16 protein-coding genes are annotated in these 18457 nt (G+C 67.6%); 10 read left to right on the forward strand and 6 right to left on the reverse strand.

Going from position 1 to position 18457, the window contains the following annotated elements:
- Nucleotides 1–66: 66 nt before the first annotated feature.
- A complete protein-coding gene (locus OKA11_RS04050) occupies nt 67–777 on the reverse strand; it encodes a pirin family protein (protein WP_267218928.1) in 711 nt (236 codons plus the stop codon).
- Between the two features lie 148 nt (nt 778–925).
- Here OKA11_RS04050 and OKA11_RS04055 point away from each other — a divergent pair, with 148 nt between their 5' ends.
- From OKA11_RS04055 to OKA11_RS04090, 8 genes are all read left to right on the forward strand, one after another.
- Nucleotides 926–1855 carry a LysR family transcriptional regulator gene (locus OKA11_RS04055; RefSeq protein WP_267218929.1) on the forward strand — a complete coding sequence of 310 codons (930 nt, stop codon included), beginning with the start codon at nt 926–928 and terminating at the stop codon, nt 1853–1855.
- Between the two features lie 228 nt (nt 1856–2083).
- Nucleotides 2084–2548 (forward strand): helix-turn-helix domain-containing protein, encoded by a 465-nt coding sequence (locus OKA11_RS04060; protein WP_267218930.1) that lies wholly within the window; start codon nt 2084–2086, stop codon nt 2546–2548.
- A gap of 316 nt (nt 2549–2864) precedes the next feature.
- A complete protein-coding gene (locus OKA11_RS04065; RefSeq protein WP_267218931.1) occupies nt 2865–3269 on the forward strand; it encodes a DoxX family protein in 405 nt (134 codons plus the stop codon).
- 148 nt (nt 3270–3417) lie between these two features.
- The gene (locus tag OKA11_RS04070) at nt 3418–3942 is read left to right on the forward strand and encodes an RNA polymerase sigma factor (RefSeq protein WP_267218932.1); all 525 of its coding nucleotides are present in this window, start codon (nt 3418–3420) and stop codon (nt 3940–3942) included.
- 38 nt (nt 3943–3980) lie between these two features.
- The gene (locus OKA11_RS04075) at nt 3981–4934 is read left to right on the forward strand and encodes a FecR family protein (protein WP_267218933.1); all 954 of its coding nucleotides are present in this window, start codon (nt 3981–3983) and stop codon (nt 4932–4934) included.
- Between the two features lie 4 nt (nt 4935–4938).
- Nucleotides 4939–7347, forward strand: coding sequence for a TonB-dependent receptor (locus OKA11_RS04080; protein ID WP_267218934.1), 2409 nt, complete (start codon nt 4939–4941; stop codon nt 7345–7347).
- 238 nt (nt 7348–7585) lie between these two features.
- A complete protein-coding gene (locus OKA11_RS04085) occupies nt 7586–10792 on the forward strand; it encodes an autotransporter outer membrane beta-barrel domain-containing protein (protein WP_267218935.1) in 3207 nt (1068 codons plus the stop codon).
- A gap of 151 nt (nt 10793–10943) precedes the next feature.
- The gene (locus OKA11_RS04090; RefSeq protein ID WP_267218936.1) at nt 10944–11915 is read left to right on the forward strand and encodes a glutathione S-transferase family protein; all 972 of its coding nucleotides are present in this window, start codon (nt 10944–10946) and stop codon (nt 11913–11915) included.
- On the opposite strand, the gene OKA11_RS04095 is transcribed toward OKA11_RS04090, so the two are convergent.
- Complete coding sequence (locus OKA11_RS04095) at nt 11916–12377, reverse strand: Lrp/AsnC family transcriptional regulator (RefSeq protein WP_267218937.1); 462 nt, start codon at nt 12375–12377, stop codon at nt 11916–11918.
- Between the two features lie 138 nt (nt 12378–12515).
- On the opposite strand from OKA11_RS04095, the gene OKA11_RS04100 reads away from it, so the two are divergent.
- Both OKA11_RS04100 and OKA11_RS04105 read left to right on the forward strand, forming a co-directional pair.
- Nucleotides 12516–13259: a tryptophan 2,3-dioxygenase family protein gene (locus OKA11_RS04100; protein WP_267218938.1), complete on the forward strand. Its 744-nt coding sequence runs from the start codon at nt 12516–12518 to the stop codon at nt 13257–13259.
- A complete protein-coding gene (locus tag OKA11_RS04105; protein ID WP_267218939.1) occupies nt 13256–14383 on the forward strand; it encodes an aminotransferase class V-fold PLP-dependent enzyme in 1128 nt (375 codons plus the stop codon). The genes OKA11_RS04100 and OKA11_RS04105 overlap by 4 nt, the downstream gene beginning before the upstream one ends.
- Nucleotides 14384–14385: 2 nt before the next feature.
- On the opposite strand, the gene OKA11_RS04110 is transcribed toward OKA11_RS04105, so the two are convergent.
- The 4 genes from OKA11_RS04110 to OKA11_RS04125 form a co-directional block, all read right to left on the reverse strand.
- A complete protein-coding gene (locus tag OKA11_RS04110) occupies nt 14386–15396 on the reverse strand; it encodes an endonuclease/exonuclease/phosphatase family protein (RefSeq protein WP_267218940.1) in 1011 nt (336 codons plus the stop codon).
- Nucleotides 15397–15670: 274 nt separating this feature from the next.
- Nucleotides 15671–16549: a hypothetical protein gene (locus OKA11_RS04115; protein WP_267218941.1), complete on the reverse strand. Its 879-nt coding sequence runs from the start codon at nt 16547–16549 to the stop codon at nt 15671–15673.
- 567 nt (nt 16550–17116) lie between these two features.
- Nucleotides 17117–17428 (reverse strand): hypothetical protein, encoded by a 312-nt coding sequence (locus OKA11_RS04120; RefSeq protein WP_267218942.1) that lies wholly within the window; start codon nt 17426–17428, stop codon nt 17117–17119.
- Between the two features lie 176 nt (nt 17429–17604).
- Nucleotides 17605–18312, reverse strand: coding sequence for a FadR/GntR family transcriptional regulator (locus OKA11_RS04125; protein WP_267218943.1), 708 nt, complete (start codon nt 18310–18312; stop codon nt 17605–17607).
- Nucleotides 18313–18457 lie beyond the last annotated feature (145 nt).

The following is an 18457-nucleotide window of genomic DNA, read 5'->3' on the forward strand; positions in this document are numbered from 1 at the left end:
GCTCTCCGTTAAAGGCAGGGCGGGCGCCGGTGGGCACCCGCCCCCCTTGTTGTCAGGTTCTTGTTATCAGGCGGCGTCGACGAGGACGATTTCGCTGTCCTCGATCGCGGTCACCCGCAGCACGTCGAGATCGCTGATCGCGGCGCCGTCGCGGGCATTGACCCGAACGTCATCGATCTGCACCGCGCCGGTGGCGGGAACGAGGTAGCCCTTGCGGTCCTTGCCCAGCGGATACTCGGCGGTCTCGCCGGCCTTCAGCGTGGCCGCCACGACCCTGGCGTCGGTGCGGATCGGCAGGGCGCCGTTATCGCCATCGTTGTCGTTCTCATAGCCCGAAGCCAGCGTCACGAACTGGCCCGAACGCTCGCCCTTGGGGAAGGGACGCGAACCCCAGCTCGGCTGTTCGCCGTTGCGGGTGGGGATGATCCAGATCTGGAAGATGCGCGTTTCGACGTCTTCCATGTTGTATTCCGAGTGCTGGATCCCGGTGCCCGCGCTCATCACCTGGACGTCGCCGGCCTCGGTGCGGCCCTTGTTGCCCAGGTTGTCCTGGTGGGTGATCGCGCCTTCACGGACATAAGTGATGATTTCCATGTCGCGGTGCGGGTGCGGCGGGAAGCCGGTCTTGGGCGCAATCACGTCGTCGTTCCAGACGCGCAGGTTGCCCCAGTGGACACGGGCCGGATCGTGGTAGCCGGCGAACGAGAAGTGGTGCTTGGCGTCCAGCCAGCCGTGGTTGGCACCGCCGAGGCTGTCGAAGGGGCGAAGTTCGATCATGGTCCTAAATCTCCTGTCTGGGCGGGGATGCCGGTCAAATCCGGCGTCCGCCTCGTCGAAGACCCATATAGCCCTTGCCATCTTTCCAGATCAGATGGATAAAATCGACCGTACTATTCTATTAAGTTGGCAAGTGGGGAATTGATCAGTGAGCAACCCGGGCACGCCCACCTTCGACCAGCTGCGCATCTTCCTCGCCGTGGTGGACACCGGCAGTTTCGCAGGCGCGGCGCGCCAGCTGAACCGCGCGGTTTCGGTGATCTCTTATGGGATCGCCAACCTGGAGACGCAACTGGGCCTCATCCTGTTCGACCGTGAGGGCACCCGCAAGCCGCAGCTCACGGTGGCGGGCCGCGCGGTGCTGACCGAGGCGCGGGGCCTTGCCGAAGGGGTCGACAGCCTGCGCGCCAAAGTCAAAGGCCTGCTCGACGGCCTGGAAGCGGAAGTGGACCTGGCGGTGGACGTCATGTTCCCGGCCGAGCGGCTCGGCGCGATCCTGCGCGCCTTCGCCGCCGAGTTTCCCACCGTGCAGCTGCGCCTCCACGTCGAGGCGCTCGGCGCGGTGACCGCGATGGTGCTCGACGGCACCGCCGCGATCGGCCTGTCCGGCCCGCTGTTCGCCGGGGTCGAGGGGCTGGAAAGCGTGTCGATGGGATCGGTGGCCATGGTCCCGGTTGCCGCGCCCGACCATCCGCTCGGCCGCATGACCGACATCGCGCCGGGGGCGGGGCGCGACTATACGCAGCTGGTGCTGTCCGACCGCTCGCGCTTCACCGAAGGGCGCGACTTCGCGGTGATGAGCCCCAAGACCTGGCGCCTTGCCGACCTCGGCTCCAAGCACGCGCTGCTGCGCGAGGGCATCGGCTGGGGCAACATGCCGCTGCCGATGATCGAACCCGATCTGGTCGCCGGCACCCTGATCCGCCTCAGCATGCCCGACCAGCCGGGCGGCATCTACCGTTTCGCCGGCATCTGGCGGCGCGACACCCCACCCGGCCCCGCCGCCGCCTGGCTGATCGACCGCTTCGTCGCACAAAGCGCACTGGACCCGTCGAGCGCCGAATTGCCCGATATCTGAGATCCCATTCGGACATGCGCGAAAAGCGCATTTCGCGGCACAGGGCGTTGCCCAAACATTCCCGCGGAAGACGGCCGAAGAGGATGGTAAAATTCGCGTTAATTAAAAGTTGTTTTTAAAGTGAAAATCAATCGTAGCAATTGAAGTACAAACAAAGCACTGGCGAATCACTTCGTTTTCCCGGATCAATCTATTGTAATCCGGCAAGCAGAGACTGGAGTATCCCCTATGCTTCAACCGCTTCCCTCCCCCGGCCAGGCCGGACCGGAACGTCTTGAAACCGTCATGCCCGCAAATGCCCCGGCCCTCCCATCGTCCGGGGCACCCGGCTCCCAGCCTCTGGCCCGGGGCGGTCTGGCCGAATGGCAGCTGCGCAAGGTGATCCGCCACGTCGACGAAAACCTCGCCGCCCCGCTCGGCTGCGACGATCTCGCCGCGCTGGTGCGCCTGAGCACCGGCCATTTCAGCCGCGCCTTCAAGTCGAGCGTCGGCGAGCCGCCGCACAGCTATCTGATCCGCCAGCGCGTCCACCGCGCGCAGCGGCTCATGATGGAGACCCGGGAATCGCTCTCGCAGATCGCCTGCGCCTGCGGACTGACCGACCAGGCGCACCTGACGCGGCTGTTCCGCAAGGCGGTGGGCACCACCCCGCGGGCCTGGCGGATCGGCCGCCTGGCAGCAGCGGCGGCCTGAACCCTTTACGAAAGCGGCCGCCCCCGCCCGCCGCGCAGACCAGTTGTTCTTACGGTCCTGGCATCAAGCGCGCCAAGACCCCGTTCGGACCCGGCCCCGGCCATCTTCCGAACACCTTGGGACCGGCAGCACCCCACCCCCCGTCGCGCTGCCGGTCCCTTTTCTCGCCCCGAGACTATTCCATATTCTCGAACAATAGAGATGACTTTATAAGCATTTTCGAAATCACCGCACCGCGCCATCTTCTCCCCATCAAGAGGCGCCGGTGCAACGAATGGCCGGCCCTGCTGCAACAGAACACACAGGGAATCATGCCATGAACACTGCCAGCCAGACCGCATCCGCCGCCACCGAAACCACGCTCGTGCGCCACCTGCCGCTCGTCGGCCGGGTGATGATCGCCGCCATCTTCATCCTTTCCGGCCTCTCGAAGCTGGCCGCCCCTGCCGCCACGATCGCCTATATCGCCTCGGCCGGCCTTCCGCTCCCCGCCGCAGCGCTGGCCGGCGCGGTGGTGGTCGAAGTGATCGGCGGCCTCGTGCTGATCTCGGGCTACCGGGTCCGCACCGTGGCGGCGGTGCTGGCGGTCTTCAGCCTGCTCACCGCGGCCTTCTTCCACAACCACCTCGCCGACCAGAACCAGTTCATCCACTTCTTCAAGAACGTGGCGATGGCCGGCGGCCTGCTGCAGATCGTCGCTTTCGGCAAGAACCGCGACTGAATTCACTCCGCCCCAAGTAACGCGAACAGGCGGCTTCGAAAGGAGCCGCCTTTTTCCTGCGTATTTGTAACAAAACGACTTCTTCCCCTGAGCGCCGCGAACGTCTATCTGAAGCGCCGCGATTACTAGAACCGACCCAGCCATTTCCGTGACTTCGCCCTCCCCCGGTGCCGGCCTCGAAGCCGCCTTCCTTGCACACCGCGATGCGTTGCTGCGGTTTTTGCGCGCTCGCGGCGCGGGCGATGCGGCGGAGGACCTGCTGCACGAAGTCTGGCTGCGCATCCAGGCAAGCACTCCCGGCCCGGTCGCCTCCCCCTTGCCCTACCTGATGCGCATGGCCGACCTGCTGATGATCGACCGCTACCGCTCGCAGCGCCAGGCCGACAAGCGCGACCGCGACTGGACCGAGGTGCACTCCGATCTTGCCGGCGTATCCGCCGAACCCTCGCCGGAGCGCCGCGCCGCTGCCGCACAGGAAGCCGCCGCGGTCCTGCGCGTGCTCGACCGGCTCGGCCCGCGTGCCGCCAGCGCCTTTCGCCGCCACCGCATCGACGGCGTGGCGCAGCGCGAGGTCGCCTCGGAACTCGGCGTCAGCCTCAGCACGGTGGAAAGCGACTTGCGCATCGCCTATCGCGCGCTCGGCGAGTGGAAGGAACGCCGCGATGAGGCTTGAGGCAATCGTCTCCGTCATCGCAGCAGGAGGTCCGCGCGATGACAGGTAAGGATACGATGCGCGACGATGCGATCCGCGATCAGGCCGCCCGCTGGGCAGTGCTGACCGGCGAACCCGGGTTCGAGGACTGGGAAGGCTTCATGCAGTGGCTTGAGGCCGACCCGGCCCATGCCCGGGCCTACGACGCGGTCAGCGCAGCCGTGGCACAAGCGGCGGAATTGGCGGCTCAGGCACCGGAACCGGTCACCCCCGCCGCCAACGACGACGACACCGACCACAGCGCCCACGCCGCCCCCCGCCGCTTCTGGCTGGGCAGCGCCGTGGCCGCCTCGCTCGCCGTCATCGGCAGCCTGTGGGTCTGGCATGGCTCGTCGCGCGATCTCTACACGGTCGAGACCGCGCCGGGGCAGATGCGCTCGCTCGATCTGGAAAACGGCACCCGGGTCGACCTTGCCGGGGCCACCGTGATCCGGCTCGATCGCAAGGATGCCCGCTACGCCGAGCTCGACACGGGACAGGCGCTGTTCACCGTGCGCCACGACGCCGCGCGCCCGTTCCATGTCGAGGCGGGCGATGCCACGCTGGTCGACCTGGGCACCGTGTTCGACGTCACCCGCGAGGGCGCGCACCTCAGCGTCGGCGTTGCCGAAGGCGCGGTCGGCTACAATCCCAAGGCCGAGAACCTGCGCCTTGCCCCCGGCGACCGGCTGGTGGCCGAGGCCGGCGCCGTCACTCTGGACAAGGTTCCCGCCTCCCAGGTCGGCGAATGGCGCGAGGGCCGGCTGACGTTCGACGCCGCCCCCTTGCGCGAGGTCGCCGACCGCCTCAGCCGCGCGACCGGCATCGCCTTTGCCGCCCGCCCCGGCGCCGAGATGGCGATTTCGGGCAGCATCCTCGTCACCCCGGTGCGCGACGATCCGCAGATGATCGGCGCCCTGCTCGGCCTCGACGTGCGCCGCGAGGGTGACCGCTGGATGATTGGCAAGCCCTGACCCGATGCGCCGCGCGCCTCTCCTGCTGACGGCCGCGATGGCCCTGCACCTGCCGCTCGGCGCGGCAGCGCAGGCCGCCGACGACGGCGCCGAGATGGTGACCACGCGCGAGGGCGAGGCCGGCACCGCCGCCAGCGATCTCGCCCGTCAGACCGGCACCAGCATCGTCATCGCCGATCCCGCGCTGGCCCGGCGGCATATCCCGGCCCTGCACGGCCGGATGCGCGCGCGCGACGCCGTGGCGCGCCTGGCCCGCGCGGCCCGCGCCCGCGCGGTTCCGGTCGGCAAGGCGGGCTGGCGGCTCGAAGCCCTGCCGCCCAAAGGGCGCGTGGTGGCCGAACCGCCCGTCCATGCCGCCCCCGTCGCCATCCGCATCCCGGACGCGCCCCATCCGCCGATCATCGTCACCGCCAGCAAGCGCGACCTCAGGCTCGAGCAGATCCCCGCGCAGGTCACCGTGATCGGCGGCGACACGCTGGAGAGCGGCGGCATCGGCGGCAGCGAGAAGATCATCCGCCGCCTGGCCACGGTCGCCTCCACCCACCTTGGCAGCGGGCGCAACAAGCTGTTCATCCGCGGCATCGCCGATTCCAGCTTCACCGGCCCGACCCAGGCGACCGTGGGCCAGTACCTTGGCGACATGCGGCTCACCTACAACGCCCCCGATCCCGACCTGCGCCTGTCGGACCTTGCCCGGGTCGAGGTTCTGGAAGGGCCCCAGGGCACGCTTTACGGCGCCGGGTCGCTGGGCGGGATCATCCGCCTCGTACCCAATGCGCCGGAAATGGACCGCACCGGCGGCTCGATCATCATGGGCGGCGCGGTGACGCAGCACGGCGCGCCATCGGCCGACCTCAGCGCCACCGTCAACCTGCCGGTGGTGGAAGACGTCGCCGCCTTTCGCGCCACGCTCGATACCGCCAGCTACGGCGGCTACATCGACAAGCCGCTGATGGACCGCAAGAACGTCAACCGCACCGACCTAGTCGGCGGGCGGGCGGCGCTGCGGGTAAGGCTCGCGCCGGAGTGGACGGTGGACGTGATCGGCCTGGCCCAGTCCACCGAGGCCGACGACAGCCAGTATGCCGACCGTGACGGCAAGGCGCTGGAAAGCTCGGCCCGCGTGCGCGAGGGTTCGAACGCGGACTATGCGCTGGGGCAAGTGGTCCTGGCGGGCCGGATCGGCGCGCTGGAGCTGCGCTCGACCACCGGCGCGGTGCGGCAGAACCTTCACGAGCGCTATGACGCCAGCGAGCCCGACGGTCCGGCGCGCCTGTTCGAGCAAGCCAACGCCACCCGCATGTTCGCGCATGAAACCCGCATCTGGCAGCCGCAGAGCCACGGCTTCGGCTGGCTGCTCGGCGCCAGCTACACCCACAACCGCACCCGGCTGACGCGTGATTTCGAGGCACTCGCCGCGCGCAGTTCCGCCACCGGCGTGCGCAATACCGTCGGCGAATTCACCCTCTACGGCGAAGCCAGCCTGCACCTGACCGGCCCCTTCACCGCCACCGCGGGAGGGCGCTTCACCCGTGCCCGGCTCGGCGGCAACGGCGAGGACGTGAGCGACCAGATGGCCGTCATGCTCGCCGCGCGCGGGGTGACGGCGCGGCGCACCTTCACCGCCTTCCTGCCCTCGCTCGCGCTCCATGCCGAGTTCTCACCCGAGGACCAGCTCTACGTCCGCTACCAGCAGGGCTTCCGCCCCGGCGGCTTCGCGATCGAGAGCGACTACGTGCGCCGCTTCCGCAACGACCGCACCGGCACGGCCGAGATCGGCGCCCGCCATGGCCGCGCGGGGGTCAGCCCGTTCGATCTGGCGCTCAGCCTCTCCTACACCCGCTGGCGCGACATCCAGGCCGACTTCACCGACAGCGCCGGCCTGCCGAGCACCGCCAACATCGGCGACGGCCGCGTCTGGTCGGCCAGCCTTTCGGGCGGCGTGCAGATCGTGCAAGGCCTGCGCTTCGAGGCGGGCGCGGCATTCAACCACAGCCGGATCGACAAGCCCGACTACGAAGGCGCGCTGAAATACGCGTTTGCCGCCAGCACCGTGGAAGCGCTGGCGATGCAGGTGCCCAACATCGCCCGCTTCGCCGGACGCGCCGCGCTGACCTGGAACCACGAGGTGAGCGAGGACCTTGCCCTCACCGGCAATGCCTGGGCGAGCTACCTCGGCAAGTCGCGCCTCGGCATCGGGCCGGACCTCGGCATGCTGCAGGGCAACTACTTCGACAGCGGCTTCGACCTGCGGCTCGGCAATGCCGGCCACGGCGTGACGCTGAGCGTCACCAACCTCGCCGACACGCGCGGCAACCGATTCGCGCTGGGCACCCCGCTTGCCACCGGGCGCGAGCAGGTGACCCCGCTGCGCCCCCGCACCGTGCGCCTGGGCTTCGACGCGAAGTTCTAGGCGGGGCAGGCGGGCTCGGAAACACGCGCACCCACCCCGCTCATCCTGAGCTTGTCGAAGGATGGGAAGCCTTGCGCCACGTCGTGGGGGCTTCGACAGGCTCAGCCTGAGCGGTAAGGGAAGGTCTGTTTTGGGTGGGAAGCGGAAGCGGACGCTGCTCCAACCACCCCGAACTTTTTTCAAGGCCGCCCGGCAAGGCCTCCGTCTCCCCCTTCGAGATCGATCTGAAGGGACGAAGATGCCTCGCTACCTGCTTGCTTCCACTGCGCTGCTGGCCCTCGCCGCCGCAGCCAATGCCGCTCACGCGGAAGACGTGACGACCAAGAAGACTGCCCCCCTCCTCACCTCGACCATCAAGAGCGGCGCGGCCGACGCGATCAATGTGACCAAGGACGGCTCGGTCGTGCTCACTTCGGGCACCGCGATCACGATGGACAGCAACAATGCCGTCGCCAATGCCGGCACCCTGTCGATCAGCAACGCCAACGGCGCCACCGGCATCCGCGCGCTCGCCGGGACCAGCGGCGATATCGTCAACACCGGCACCATCACCATCGACGAGACCTACACGCCGACCGACACCGACAAGGACGGCGACCTCGACGGCCCCTTCGCGCTCGGCACGAACCGCACCGGCATCGGGATCGAGGGCGATCACACCGGCAAGCTCACCCAGAGCGGCACGATCACCGTCAAGGGCAACAATTCCGCCGGCATCCGCATCGGCGGCACCCTGAACGGCGCCTTCCTGCATGACGGCACCACCAGCGTGCTGGGCGACAACACCGTCGGCGTCGAGACCGGCGCGATCAACGGCAACGTGCGCCTCGCAGGATCAGTCTCGGCGCAGGGCGCCAACGCCGTCGCCGCCCGCTTCGGCGGCGACGTGACCGGCGCGATGGTGATCCAGGGCACTGTCGCCTCGACCGGCTATCGCTACACCACCGCCCCCGCCGATCCTTCGAAGCTCGATGCCGACGATCTGCTGCAAGGCGGCTCGGCACTGGTCATCGGCGGCAATGTCACCGGCGGCATCGTCCTGGCCGTGCCGCCCAAGGACAGCGATCCCAACAAGGCCGACGAGGACGGCGACGGCATCGACGACGCCAAGGAAGGCACCGCCAAGATCGCCTCCTACGGCAAGGCCCCGGCCATGGTGATCGGCGCGGCGGGCCGCGACGTGGCGATCGGGCCGGTTGCCGGCACCGCCAGCGGCTTCGGCCTCCAGATCGAAGGCTCGGTGCTGGGCGACGGCGTCTACACCGGCGTCGACGGCAATGGGCTTGTCATCGGGGGGCTCGGCGGCAACGTCACCATCGCCAACGGCATCGGCGTGACCGGTTCGGTCTCCGCCAACTCCAAGGACGCCGCCGCCACCGCGATCCGCCTCGGCGCCGGCGCATCGACGCCGCAGCTCCAGAACGGCGGCACCATCTCCGCCGCCAGCGGCAACACCGCCGCCTCGCTCGCCACCGCCGTGAAGATCGAATCCGGCGCCAGCCTGCCCGCGCTGCGCAACTCCGGCACGATCAAGGCCAGCACCGGCGAGAACGGCACCGCGGTTGCCATCCGCGATGCCTCCGGCACGCTCACGCTGATCGAGAACAGCGGCACCATCTCGGCCACCGGCGCCAAGGCGGACAGCGGGCGCAACATCGCCATCGACCTGTCTGGCACCACCACGGACGTGACCATCCGCCAGACCGAAGTCGCCGCCACCTACACCGCGCCCGCCATCACCGGCGACGTGCGCCTCGGCTCGGGCAACGACACCTTCACGATTGCCGACGGCACCGTGACCGGCAACGTCACTTTCGGCGGCGGCAACGACACCCTGGCGCTTTCGGGCGACGCGGTGCAGACCGGCAAGGTCACTTTCGGGTCGGGCACCGACGCGATGCGCCTGGCAGGCACGTCCCGCTTCACCGGCACCGCCGACTTCGGCGGCGGCGCCGATACCCTGACGCTGGCCGACAGCGCCGTGTTCTCGGGCGCGCTGGCCAATTCCGGCGGCCTTGCCGTCAAGGTCACCGGCGGCACCCTGGGCGTCAGCAAACCGGCCTCGATCGCCTCGCTGGAGGTGGGCGCCAAGGGCGTTCTGGCAGTCACGCTCGACAAGGCGGCGGGTCAGGGCACGGCGCTCACCGTGGCGGGCAATGCCGCGTTCGCGGAAGGCGCCAAGCTCTCGCTGCGGCTTGCCGACGTCTCGACCGCCGAAGGCAACTATACCGTCCTCACCGCCGGTTCGCTGACCGGCCGCGACAAGCTGGAAACCGCGACCGACCTCGTGCCCTTCATGTTCAAGGCCACGCTCGACAAGGACGCCCCGGCCAACGTGATCGTCGTCGACGTCGCCCGCCGCACCGTGCGGGAGCTTGGCCTCAACCGCTCGCAGTCCACCGCCTATGACGCGATCTTCGCCGCGCTCGCCAAGGATGACGACATCGAGAAGGTGTTCCTCGGCGATACCAACGGCGATGCCTTCCGCGAACACGTGAGCGAAATGCTGCCCGACCATGCCGGCGGTGCCTTCGAAGGCATCTCGATGGGCGTGCGCACGCTGACCCGCCAGCTTCAGGACCCGCAGGGCCCGGTCTTCGGCGAGTCCCGCCTGGTCACCCGCGCGAACCTTTCGTTCTGGGGCAGCGACAAGGGCACCGGCGCCAGCGCCGCCTACAACCTGCAGGGCTACGCGATGTCGCTCAGCGCGGAATATGCCACGAATATCGGCTACTTCGGCGGCACCCTCGCCTACCTGTGGAACCGCTACACGCGCGGCGCGGCCAGCGAAATCAAGTCGAACTCGTGGGAACTAGCCGGTCACTGGCGCCACGAAAGCGGCCCGGTGGCCGCCTATGCCCGCGGCTCGATCGGCCGCGCGAGCTATGACAGCGAGCGCAAGTTCGTCGGCGTGGCAGACGCCACAACGATCAACCGCGCGATCGACGGCAGCTGGAACGGCAACTTCGTCACCTTCGCGGGCGGCGCCTCGTGGGAAGGCGGCGGCAAGTACTTCTACTTCCGTCCGGGCGTCTCGGTGGACTACATCCGCCTCAAGGAAGACGGCTACACCGAAACCGGCGGCGGCAAGGCGCTCGACCTCACGGTCGCCTCGCGCACCAGCGACGAACTCGGCGTCAACGGCGGCATGACCGTGGGCATCGATTTCATGGGCGCCAAGGGCCGTGACGACAACTGGTTCCGCATGGAAACCGAAGGCGGCTGGCGCGAGGTCGTGAGCGGCGGCGTGGGCGCCACCACCGCCCACTTCGACGGCGGCCAGGACTTCCGCCTCGCCGGCGACGATGCGACGAGCGGCTGGTACGCCCGCCTGCGCGCGATCGGCGGCACCGTGGGGCTGACGCTTGGCGGCGAACTTTCGGCCGAGGATCGCCACGGCCACACCAACCTTGCCCTGCGCGGTTCGGTGGCGATCGGCTGGTAAGCCTTTCGCCTGTCCGAACCGCCTGCGGCGCGCCGACCTGAGGGGCTCCCCCCGCCCTTCCTGCCCCTCGGTCGGCGCGCCGCAACCTGATTTACAGTCTGCCTCCGATGCCCGATACTTCCACGTTCCAATTGAGAATCGAGGCAGAACAATGGGTAAGCTGGTCGACGGCGTCTGGCACGACGTCTGGTACGACACGAAATCGACCGGCGGCCGGTTCGTGCGCAAGGATTCCGCGTTCCGCGACTGGGTGACCGCGGACGGCGCCCCGATCCACGAAGGCGGCCGCGGCTTCACGGCCGAGGCGGGGCGTTATCACCTCTACGTCAGCCTCGCCTGCCCCTGGGCCCACCGCACGCTGATCGTCCGCGCGCTCAAGGGCCTGGAGGCGATGATCGGCGTCTCGGTGGTCAACTGGCTGATGCTCGAACGCGGCTGGACCTTCGATCCCGCCCCCGGCGTCATTGCCGACAGCGTGAACCACGCGGCCAACCTCCACGAAGTCTACGTCAAGGCCGACCCGCGCTATACCGGCCGGGTGACGGTGCCGATCCTGTGGGACAAGCAGACCGGAACCATCGTCAGCAACGAATCCGCGGAGATCATCCGCATGTTCAACGCGGCCTTCGACGGCCTCGGCGCGCGGGCGGGAGACTTCTATCCCGAAGCCCTGCGCGCAGAGATCGACGCGGTGAACGCGCGGGTCTACGACACCGTCAACAACGGCGTCTACAAGGCCGGTTTCGCGACCTCGCAAGAGGCCTACGAGGAAGCCTTCGGGCAATTGTTCGAGAGCCTCGACTGGCTGGAAGACCGCCTGTCCCGCCAGCCCTGGCTGGTGGGCGATGCCATGACCGAGGCCGACATCCGCCTGTTTACCACGCTGATCCGCTTCGATGCGGTCTATGTCGGCCACTTCAAGTGCAACTTGCGCCGGATCGCGGACTATCCCGCGCTGCAGGCCTATCTGCGTGCCATCTACCAGACGCCGGGGGTGGCGGAGACGGTCAACTTCCAGCACATCAAGGGGCACTATTACGAGAGCCACCGCGGCATCAATCCCACCGGGATCGTGCCGGCGGGACCCCAGCTCGATCTGGAGGCGCCGCAAGGGCGCGGCTGATCAGCCCGCCGCGTCGGTCAGGTAGGCGCGCGGCTTCACGTCGCGCATCGCCAGCGTCGTGGTGAAGCGGTGCACCCCCGGCAGGCGGCGCAGGCGGTTGCGCAGCAGGTCGTCAAGCTCGGGCACCCCGGCGGTGACGACCTGCAGGAGATAGTCGAAATCCCCCACCGTCGCATGGCAGGCGAGCACCGCGGGTTCGTCCTGCACCGCCTGCTCGAACGCCTCGTGGCGGTCGAACGCGATCGAGACATGGACGAAGGCGCTCGTCGACAGGCCGATCCCCGCCGCATCGATCACCGCGCGGTAGCCGGCGATGACACCGGCCTTCTCCATCGCCTGCACGCGCTTCCACGTCGGCGTCTTCGACATGCCCGCCGCTTCGCCAAGGCTGGCGAACGAAAGCCGCGCGTCACGTTCGAGCGCGCGGAGCAGGCGCATGTCGGCGGGATCGAGATCGGGCATGAAACAAATGTCCTTCCAAATGTCCATAAAACTCTAATCTGTTCCTGATATCCCCGCAATCGCCGTCCAATCAAGACCAATGTTTCATCCGGGCGCTGCTATTGTCCTTGGAGAAGACAGCCACGAAGGGGAGAGATCATGGATCGCGCCAAGGTATACGAACAGCTCGCCGCGCCCGCCGCGCTCGATTACGAAGTCTACCTCAGGACCGACCGCCTGCTCGCCTGCCAGAAACCGTGGGACGCGCTGTGCAATGCCGACGAACTCCAGTTCCAGATCGTCCACCAGGTCGAGGAATTGTGGATGAAGCTGATGGCCGCGACCGTGCTCGACATCGACGACTGCATCGCCGGGGGGCGCGCCCTCCAGGCCAATACCCTGCTCGGCCGCTGCCACCGGCTGATGCGCATGATGATTGCCCAGCTCGACCTGCTGGAAACGATGTCCCCGCGCGAATACCAGGAAATCCGCCTCCAGCTCGGCAATGGCAGCGGACAGGAATCGCCCGGCTTCCGCATCCTGCTGCGCATCATTCCCGAGCTGTGGCACAGCTTCGACAAGGCCTATGTCACCGGCGCGGGCCGCACCGTCCGCGAGATCTACGACCAGGGTTTTGCCCATGACGAGGCCTATGTCCTGGCCGAAGCCCTGATCGAACTCGACGAACTCTTCGGCAAGTTCCGCTGGCACCACATTTTCCTGATCCATCGGTCGATAGGCATGGGTTCTGCATCGCTTAAGGGTCGTTCTGTCGATCTCCTTCAGGCAGGCGCCCGGCACCGTTTCTTCCCCGCGCTGTGGGACGTCCGGGTGGAAATGACCGACGACTGGGGCCAGGACTACGGCCGCGTGCGCGCCAGCATCGGACCCCGCGCGGCATGAGCCATCCGCGCGACCTGTTCCACGTCCCGGCCGAAAACGGCGCCTACCTGCTGGCCCACTCGGTCGGCTGCCAGCCCCGCGCCGCCGCCGCCGCGCTCGACACGGACATGCTGGCGCCCTGGCGGCAGGCTGGCGGCGATGCCTGGCCGCTCTGGCTGGAGACGATCGACGGCTTCCGCGAGCAGGTCGCCGCCCTGCTCGGCGTCGAGCCGGCCAGCGTCGCCCCGCAGACAAGCGTTTCGGCCGCCCTGTTCACGCTGCTTTCGGGCCTCAGCCTCGCGCCCGGCAAGAACGTGGTGCTGCTGAGCGAACAGTCGTTCCCGACGATCGGTTTCGTGCTGGCGCCGCTGGCGCGGCTCGGCCTCACCCCCCGCTTCATTCCCGCCCACGAAGACCCGTCCGATCCGGCCACATGGGAACGCCACTGCGACGGTGCGGTCGCCGCGGTGATCGCGATGCATGTCCATTCGAACACCGGCCTCGTAGCGCCGCTGGCCGAGATCGCGGCGCTGGCCCGCCGTCACGGCGCCGTCAGTATCGTCGATACCGCCCAGTCCGCCGGAATCCTGCCGCTTTCGCCGACCCGCTGGGGCGTGGACGCGGTGATCGGATCCTGCGTGAAATGGCTCTGCGGCGGCCCCGGCGCGGGCTACCTCCATATCCGTGAAACGCTCATCCCCGCGCTGGCCCCGCTCGACGTCGGCTGGTTTTCGCACGAGAATCCCTTCGCTTTCGACATCCGCGACTTCCGCTATGCCCCCGACGCGCGCCGCTTCCAGGGCGGCACCCCCTCGGTCGCCCCCTTTGCACTGGCCGCCCAGGGCATTCGCACCATACTGTCGATCGGACAGGAGCAGATCCTCGCCAACAACCACGCCTGCATCGCCGCTTTCGAGGACGAATGCAGACAATCGCTGGGCTGGTCGAACCGGGGCGGCACCCTCTGCCTTGCCTGCGACGATCCGCAGGCACTCTCGCAAATCCTCAAGACCGCCGACTACGCGCACGACTTTCGCGGCAACGTGCTGCGCGCCTCGTTCCATGCCTGGAACACCGAGGAGCAGGCACGCACGCTCGCCCGCTTCGTCAAGCAGGCGGGAATGGTCATCACCCCTGCCCGCTGACGTCACGTCCTGTTCGCGAGCTGCAACGAATAGTGCACGGTGTAACCGATGTGATCGGACAGCATCGTGCCGTCGGCCCGAGGACCGAACGGCACGTCCACGCGGGTCGGCACCAGCCGCGCTGCGCCGCCGTCAAACACGAACTGCAAGTCACGCGCCCGCTCGCGGATCCGCTCGGCGCCGGAAAGCCGGGCCATTCCTTCAGGGTCGACGACGAAGCGGCGGCTCAGCGCATCGAGACGCTCGGCGCCGGGCACCCCATCGAGCGCGCCGTGCAGCATCGCGATGCGGTCTGCCCGCTGGCCCTGGTTGAAGTCGCCCGCCAGCACCGTCGGCACCCCGTCAGCCCGCAGCCGCGCCAGCATCGCCCCGAGGAATGCAGCCTGCCGCCCGAACGCGGCATCGCTGCGACCGTTCGAGGTGCCCGATGCCTTGCGGCAATTGAGATGGGTCGTCGCCACCCGCACGGTGCGACCGCGCGGCAGTGCAAGATCGGCGATCAGCACCCCCTTGGCGGCCAGGCAATCGTAGCCGGCACAATCCTCTGCGGGGAACGCGGCGCGCGCGACCTTGCGGACCGGCAGGTCGGACAGCAGCACCAACCCGCTGTCGACTTGCGCCGGCGCTCCCTCGCCCAGATGCCATTCGCGCCAGAGCGAGCGCGCCAGCGACGGCCCTTGGCGCGACTGCGGCCCCTCGATGACGTAAGGATAGCCTGCCAGCCGGCCGATCGCCTTGGCCTCGGGAATGAAGGCTTCCTGAAGGACCACGACATGCGGCTGCAGCCCTTCCCGGCGCAGCCCCGCCAATCGCTCCGCAATGGCGGCCAGGGCCGCCGGCCGCCCACTGGCAAGCGGCCAGGGCAGCCCCTTCACGTTGTAGGTCATGACCGAAAGATCACCTGGCCGCACCGCCACCGGCGAAATCGGCACCACCGGATGCGGCGCGGTCACCGCCGTGGCAGGCTGTCCGTCGAACAGACCTGCAAACAAGCCCGCCAGCATCAGGGCCATGCAGCCCGCCCCCGCCATGCGTACACGCCGCCGCTCACGCGGCCTGCGCCTGATTTGCGCGCCCGCCGCTGCCCATCCATCCGTCATTGTCGCTCCCTTTCGGGTTTTCGCCCGCCCGCGCACCCGGGCAACCGGCCTGACACGGCAACGATGACGCTGCGCCAGTTCGGTTTCAGCCCTTGCGGAATGGCCACGCAATCCAAGACGCCGCCCGCACCGCCAATCCGGAGCCCCGGCTGGCGAGATGGCGATCTTTAACGATGCAAGCCGATTTCTATCTTGGCGACACCACTGCCACGCCGGAATTCCCGCCGGGTGTGACGACCGGCATCCTGCTGGCAACCACTTGCGAGGTCTTGCGCTCGATCGACCAGAACACCCGGCCTGCCCCCTTTGCGCCCTGCTCCCAGCCCACCGCCTGCCCGCCAGTCGGCAAGGCGATGGTGGCCACATGCTCCAGCACGCTGCCCTTCGCGGGAAGCCGCATCACATAGGCCTCGGGCCGATCATGCCCGGTGACGTAGAGCAACCCGTCGCGCCCCCACGAACCGCCGGAGGAACTGCGCGGCGCAAAGCGTTCCAGCACGTTCTCCGGGAACGTCCATGTCCCGGTTTCGGCGAGCCTGTCGTCGAGCCGGACCAGCGTGGTGAAGCGATGATCCCGCCCCGGCTCGCCGCCCTTGGCGTCGTAATTGGCGTAACAGGCATACCAGGCGCCGTCGTGGCGGCTCAGCCAGGTGAGCGAGCCATGGCCATGGCCGAGCGACTGGCTGCGCAGGAACTTCAGCGTCTTCGCATCGAACCACAGCACTTCGCTGCGCATCGGCACTTGCGGATAATTGGAGGCCGCACAGACCAGTTCGCGGCCGTCGACTTCGCAGGAATTGATGTGCGGATAGCGGACCGGATCGCCCGACCAGGCGGCGACGCGCTTGCCGCTGCGTGCATCGTAGCGGCCGATCTCATGATTGCCGATGGCATAGACCCGGCCGTGGCTGGCAGTCGCCCCTTGCCGCGCTTCCTCAGCCGGCAGGCGGCCCAGTTCGGTGGCGGAAAGCACTGGCCGGTCGGTTACGGCGGAGGCGGGAGCGGGGCCGGAGGCGGGAGCGGAGGGCGACGAGAGCGCGGCGGCCAGCAGAAGCAGCGGCGCCATCAGCAACGGGCCTGCAGGCCGCCGAAGATCGCGGGGCCGTAGCGGTCGTTGGGAACACTCCAATCGCGCATGGCGCCAGAGTAAAGTCTCACCGGCTCGTCGGTCAAGTTTCGTCCCTCCAGCAACAGGTTGAAACGCGGCAGGATCTGCGCGCTGCCGCCAATGGCGAAACGGCACGATGCCGCCTCTAAAGCAGCTGCCGATCCGACTGCATCGGATCAGCTGTTCTAGGATTCTGGTTTTCCGCGTTTTCCGAGTCATCAGGTGATCCCACCTGATTGGAACACGCTCTAGGCGACGTGGATGACGGAACGATCACCGTTCGGTTATGGTTTGGCGACACTGTTGCATCGAGGCGCAACCGGGCCTCAGCCGAGGCAAGCGGTCTACCGGAGTGTCTTGCGAACGGATTCTATGGGGTGCGATCGGGTGCGATCGCCTGCAGGCATCCTCTCACCTTCCCGCCAGGAAGATGACACCTCTGCGTGCTGTCCCTGAACCTTCAGGCACCGTCTCGCGCGGTGCTTTCCAATGTCTTGGGCCGAGGATCCTGCCCGGCCGTACCGATCAGCGGTTTATCACCGCGCTGATACGATGGGAAAACGGATGGCCCGGCGTTGCCCCACGCGAGATGTGCGTGAACAAGCCCGGGTCGAGCAAGGACAGCCGCGCTTCGAGCAGCGGGACATCCTCCCCCTTGCGAACATCGATGTGGACATGCAGCTTGCCGTTGAAATCAAGACTGATCGCCGCAGCCTCGGGGAATTCCTCCCGAAGCATCCGCAGGATGGCATCAAGTTGTTCGGTCAAGCTTTTTGCGTCCGATTGTGCCGCAATCGCGCCACCATCAATGGAATAGATGCGTGCATCTTTCGACATAAGGCAGGAAACCCCTGTTAGCTTGCACGCACGATCTTAACTGATTCCCCTTAGGGAAGAATGCTATATTTTGAGATGGCGCAAAGAATTTTTCCCCAATTGGATGTAGGATCTAGCGCCGAACCGATTTGACCGCGTCCTCCTTCGGAGCAGTCTCTTCGCCTCCCGGATTCGAATCACCCGATTCGCGTCGGCCTCGTCCCGCCCATCACCACCGCCCGGTTCTGCCGATTGGCCTCGAAGCGAGCGAGATCGGCATCGCCCGCCAGGATCGCGGTGATGATCCGCAAGCGTCCCTCCCGCCAGGCTTCCACCCCGATGCCGGAAACCCCGACCACCGCGCCGTCGCGGCGCGCGGCATGATTCAGGGTGACCCGCGTCAGCATCTCGAACAGCGGACGGCGCACCATCTGGAACAGCAGTTCCTGAAAGGCTTCCTCGAACTGCCCGAACTCGGCCATGGTCGAATAGTGGGCCGCCTCATCCCCCATGGCGCGGAGCCGCCCTCGCAAGGTCGGATCGCTGCATCGCGCCGCCGCCGTCGCCAATTCGGTGAACAGCAGCGAAGTCATGTCGAGCGCCTCCGCATAGCCCGCCGGATTCATCCGCATGTAGGACGAAAGCGCGCGCTCCAGCGCCGCCGCATCGGGCCGCGCGCCGTAGTACCCCCCGCCGGGACCGCGCCGCACTTCCAGCAGGCCTTCATGCTCCAGCACCCGCGCCGCCTGCTGGAGCGTAACGATACCCACCGCAAGATCCCGCGCCAGTTCATGCAACCCGCCCAGCAAGGCCCCCGGCGCCTCGGCAAAGATCCGCTCGCGCAAGGTCTCGGTAGTGCGGGCGACCAGATTGGTGCCCTTTTTTCGCCCCGCTGTGCGCTCCATCCATCACTCCAATAACAGGCATATTATTATAATATTTTCGGCATTTTCACGACGTTTTCCGCAAATTCAAGTCAATTGACCACGTATATTTGCCTCCATACTCTCCATCCACAACCGAGCGGCAACAAGTGCCCCACTGGAGAGG

It is taken from the genome of Novosphingobium clariflavum (assembly GCF_026420865.1).
GTDB classification, from domain to species: Bacteria; Pseudomonadota; Alphaproteobacteria; order Sphingomonadales; family Sphingomonadaceae; genus Novosphingobium; species Novosphingobium clariflavum.

Bases quoted from the DNA above. Each gene is read 5' to 3' on its own strand.
- OKA11_RS04050 (WP_267218928.1), bottom strand. From the start codon at position 777: ATGATCGAACTTCGCCCCTTCGACAGCCTCGGCGGTGCCAACCACGGC.
- OKA11_RS04060 (WP_267218930.1), top strand. From the start codon at position 2,084: ATGCTTCAACCGCTTCCCTCCCCCGGCCAGGCCGGACCGGAACGTCTT.
- OKA11_RS04065 (WP_267218931.1), top strand. From the start codon at position 2,865: ATGAACACTGCCAGCCAGACCGCATCCGCCGCCACCGAAACCACGCTC.
- OKA11_RS04075 (WP_267218933.1), top strand. From the start codon at position 3,981: ATGACAGGTAAGGATACGATGCGCGACGATGCGATCCGCGATCAGGCC.
- OKA11_RS04080 (WP_267218934.1), top strand. From the start codon at position 4,939: ATGCGCCGCGCGCCTCTCCTGCTGACGGCCGCGATGGCCCTGCACCTG.
- OKA11_RS04085 (WP_267218935.1), top strand. From the start codon at position 7,586: ATGCCTCGCTACCTGCTTGCTTCCACTGCGCTGCTGGCCCTCGCCGCC.
- OKA11_RS04090 (WP_267218936.1), top strand. From the start codon at position 10,944: ATGGGTAAGCTGGTCGACGGCGTCTGGCACGACGTCTGGTACGACACG.
- OKA11_RS04095 (WP_267218937.1), bottom strand. From the start codon at position 12,377: ATGCCCGATCTCGATCCCGCCGACATGCGCCTGCTCCGCGCGCTCGAA.
- OKA11_RS04100 (WP_267218938.1), top strand. From the start codon at position 12,516: ATGGATCGCGCCAAGGTATACGAACAGCTCGCCGCGCCCGCCGCGCTC.
- OKA11_RS04105 (WP_267218939.1), top strand. From the start codon at position 13,256: ATGAGCCATCCGCGCGACCTGTTCCACGTCCCGGCCGAAAACGGCGCC.
- OKA11_RS04110 (WP_267218940.1), bottom strand. From the start codon at position 15,396: ATGGCCCTGATGCTGGCGGGCTTGTTTGCAGGTCTGTTCGACGGACAG.
- OKA11_RS04115 (WP_267218941.1), bottom strand. From the start codon at position 16,549: ATGGCGCCGCTGCTTCTGCTGGCCGCCGCGCTCTCGTCGCCCTCCGCT.
- OKA11_RS04120 (WP_267218942.1), bottom strand. From the start codon at position 17,428: ATGTCGAAAGATGCACGCATCTATTCCATTGATGGTGGCGCGATTGCG.
- OKA11_RS04125 (WP_267218943.1), bottom strand. From the start codon at position 18,312: ATGGAGCGCACAGCGGGGCGAAAAAAGGGCACCAATCTGGTCGCCCGC.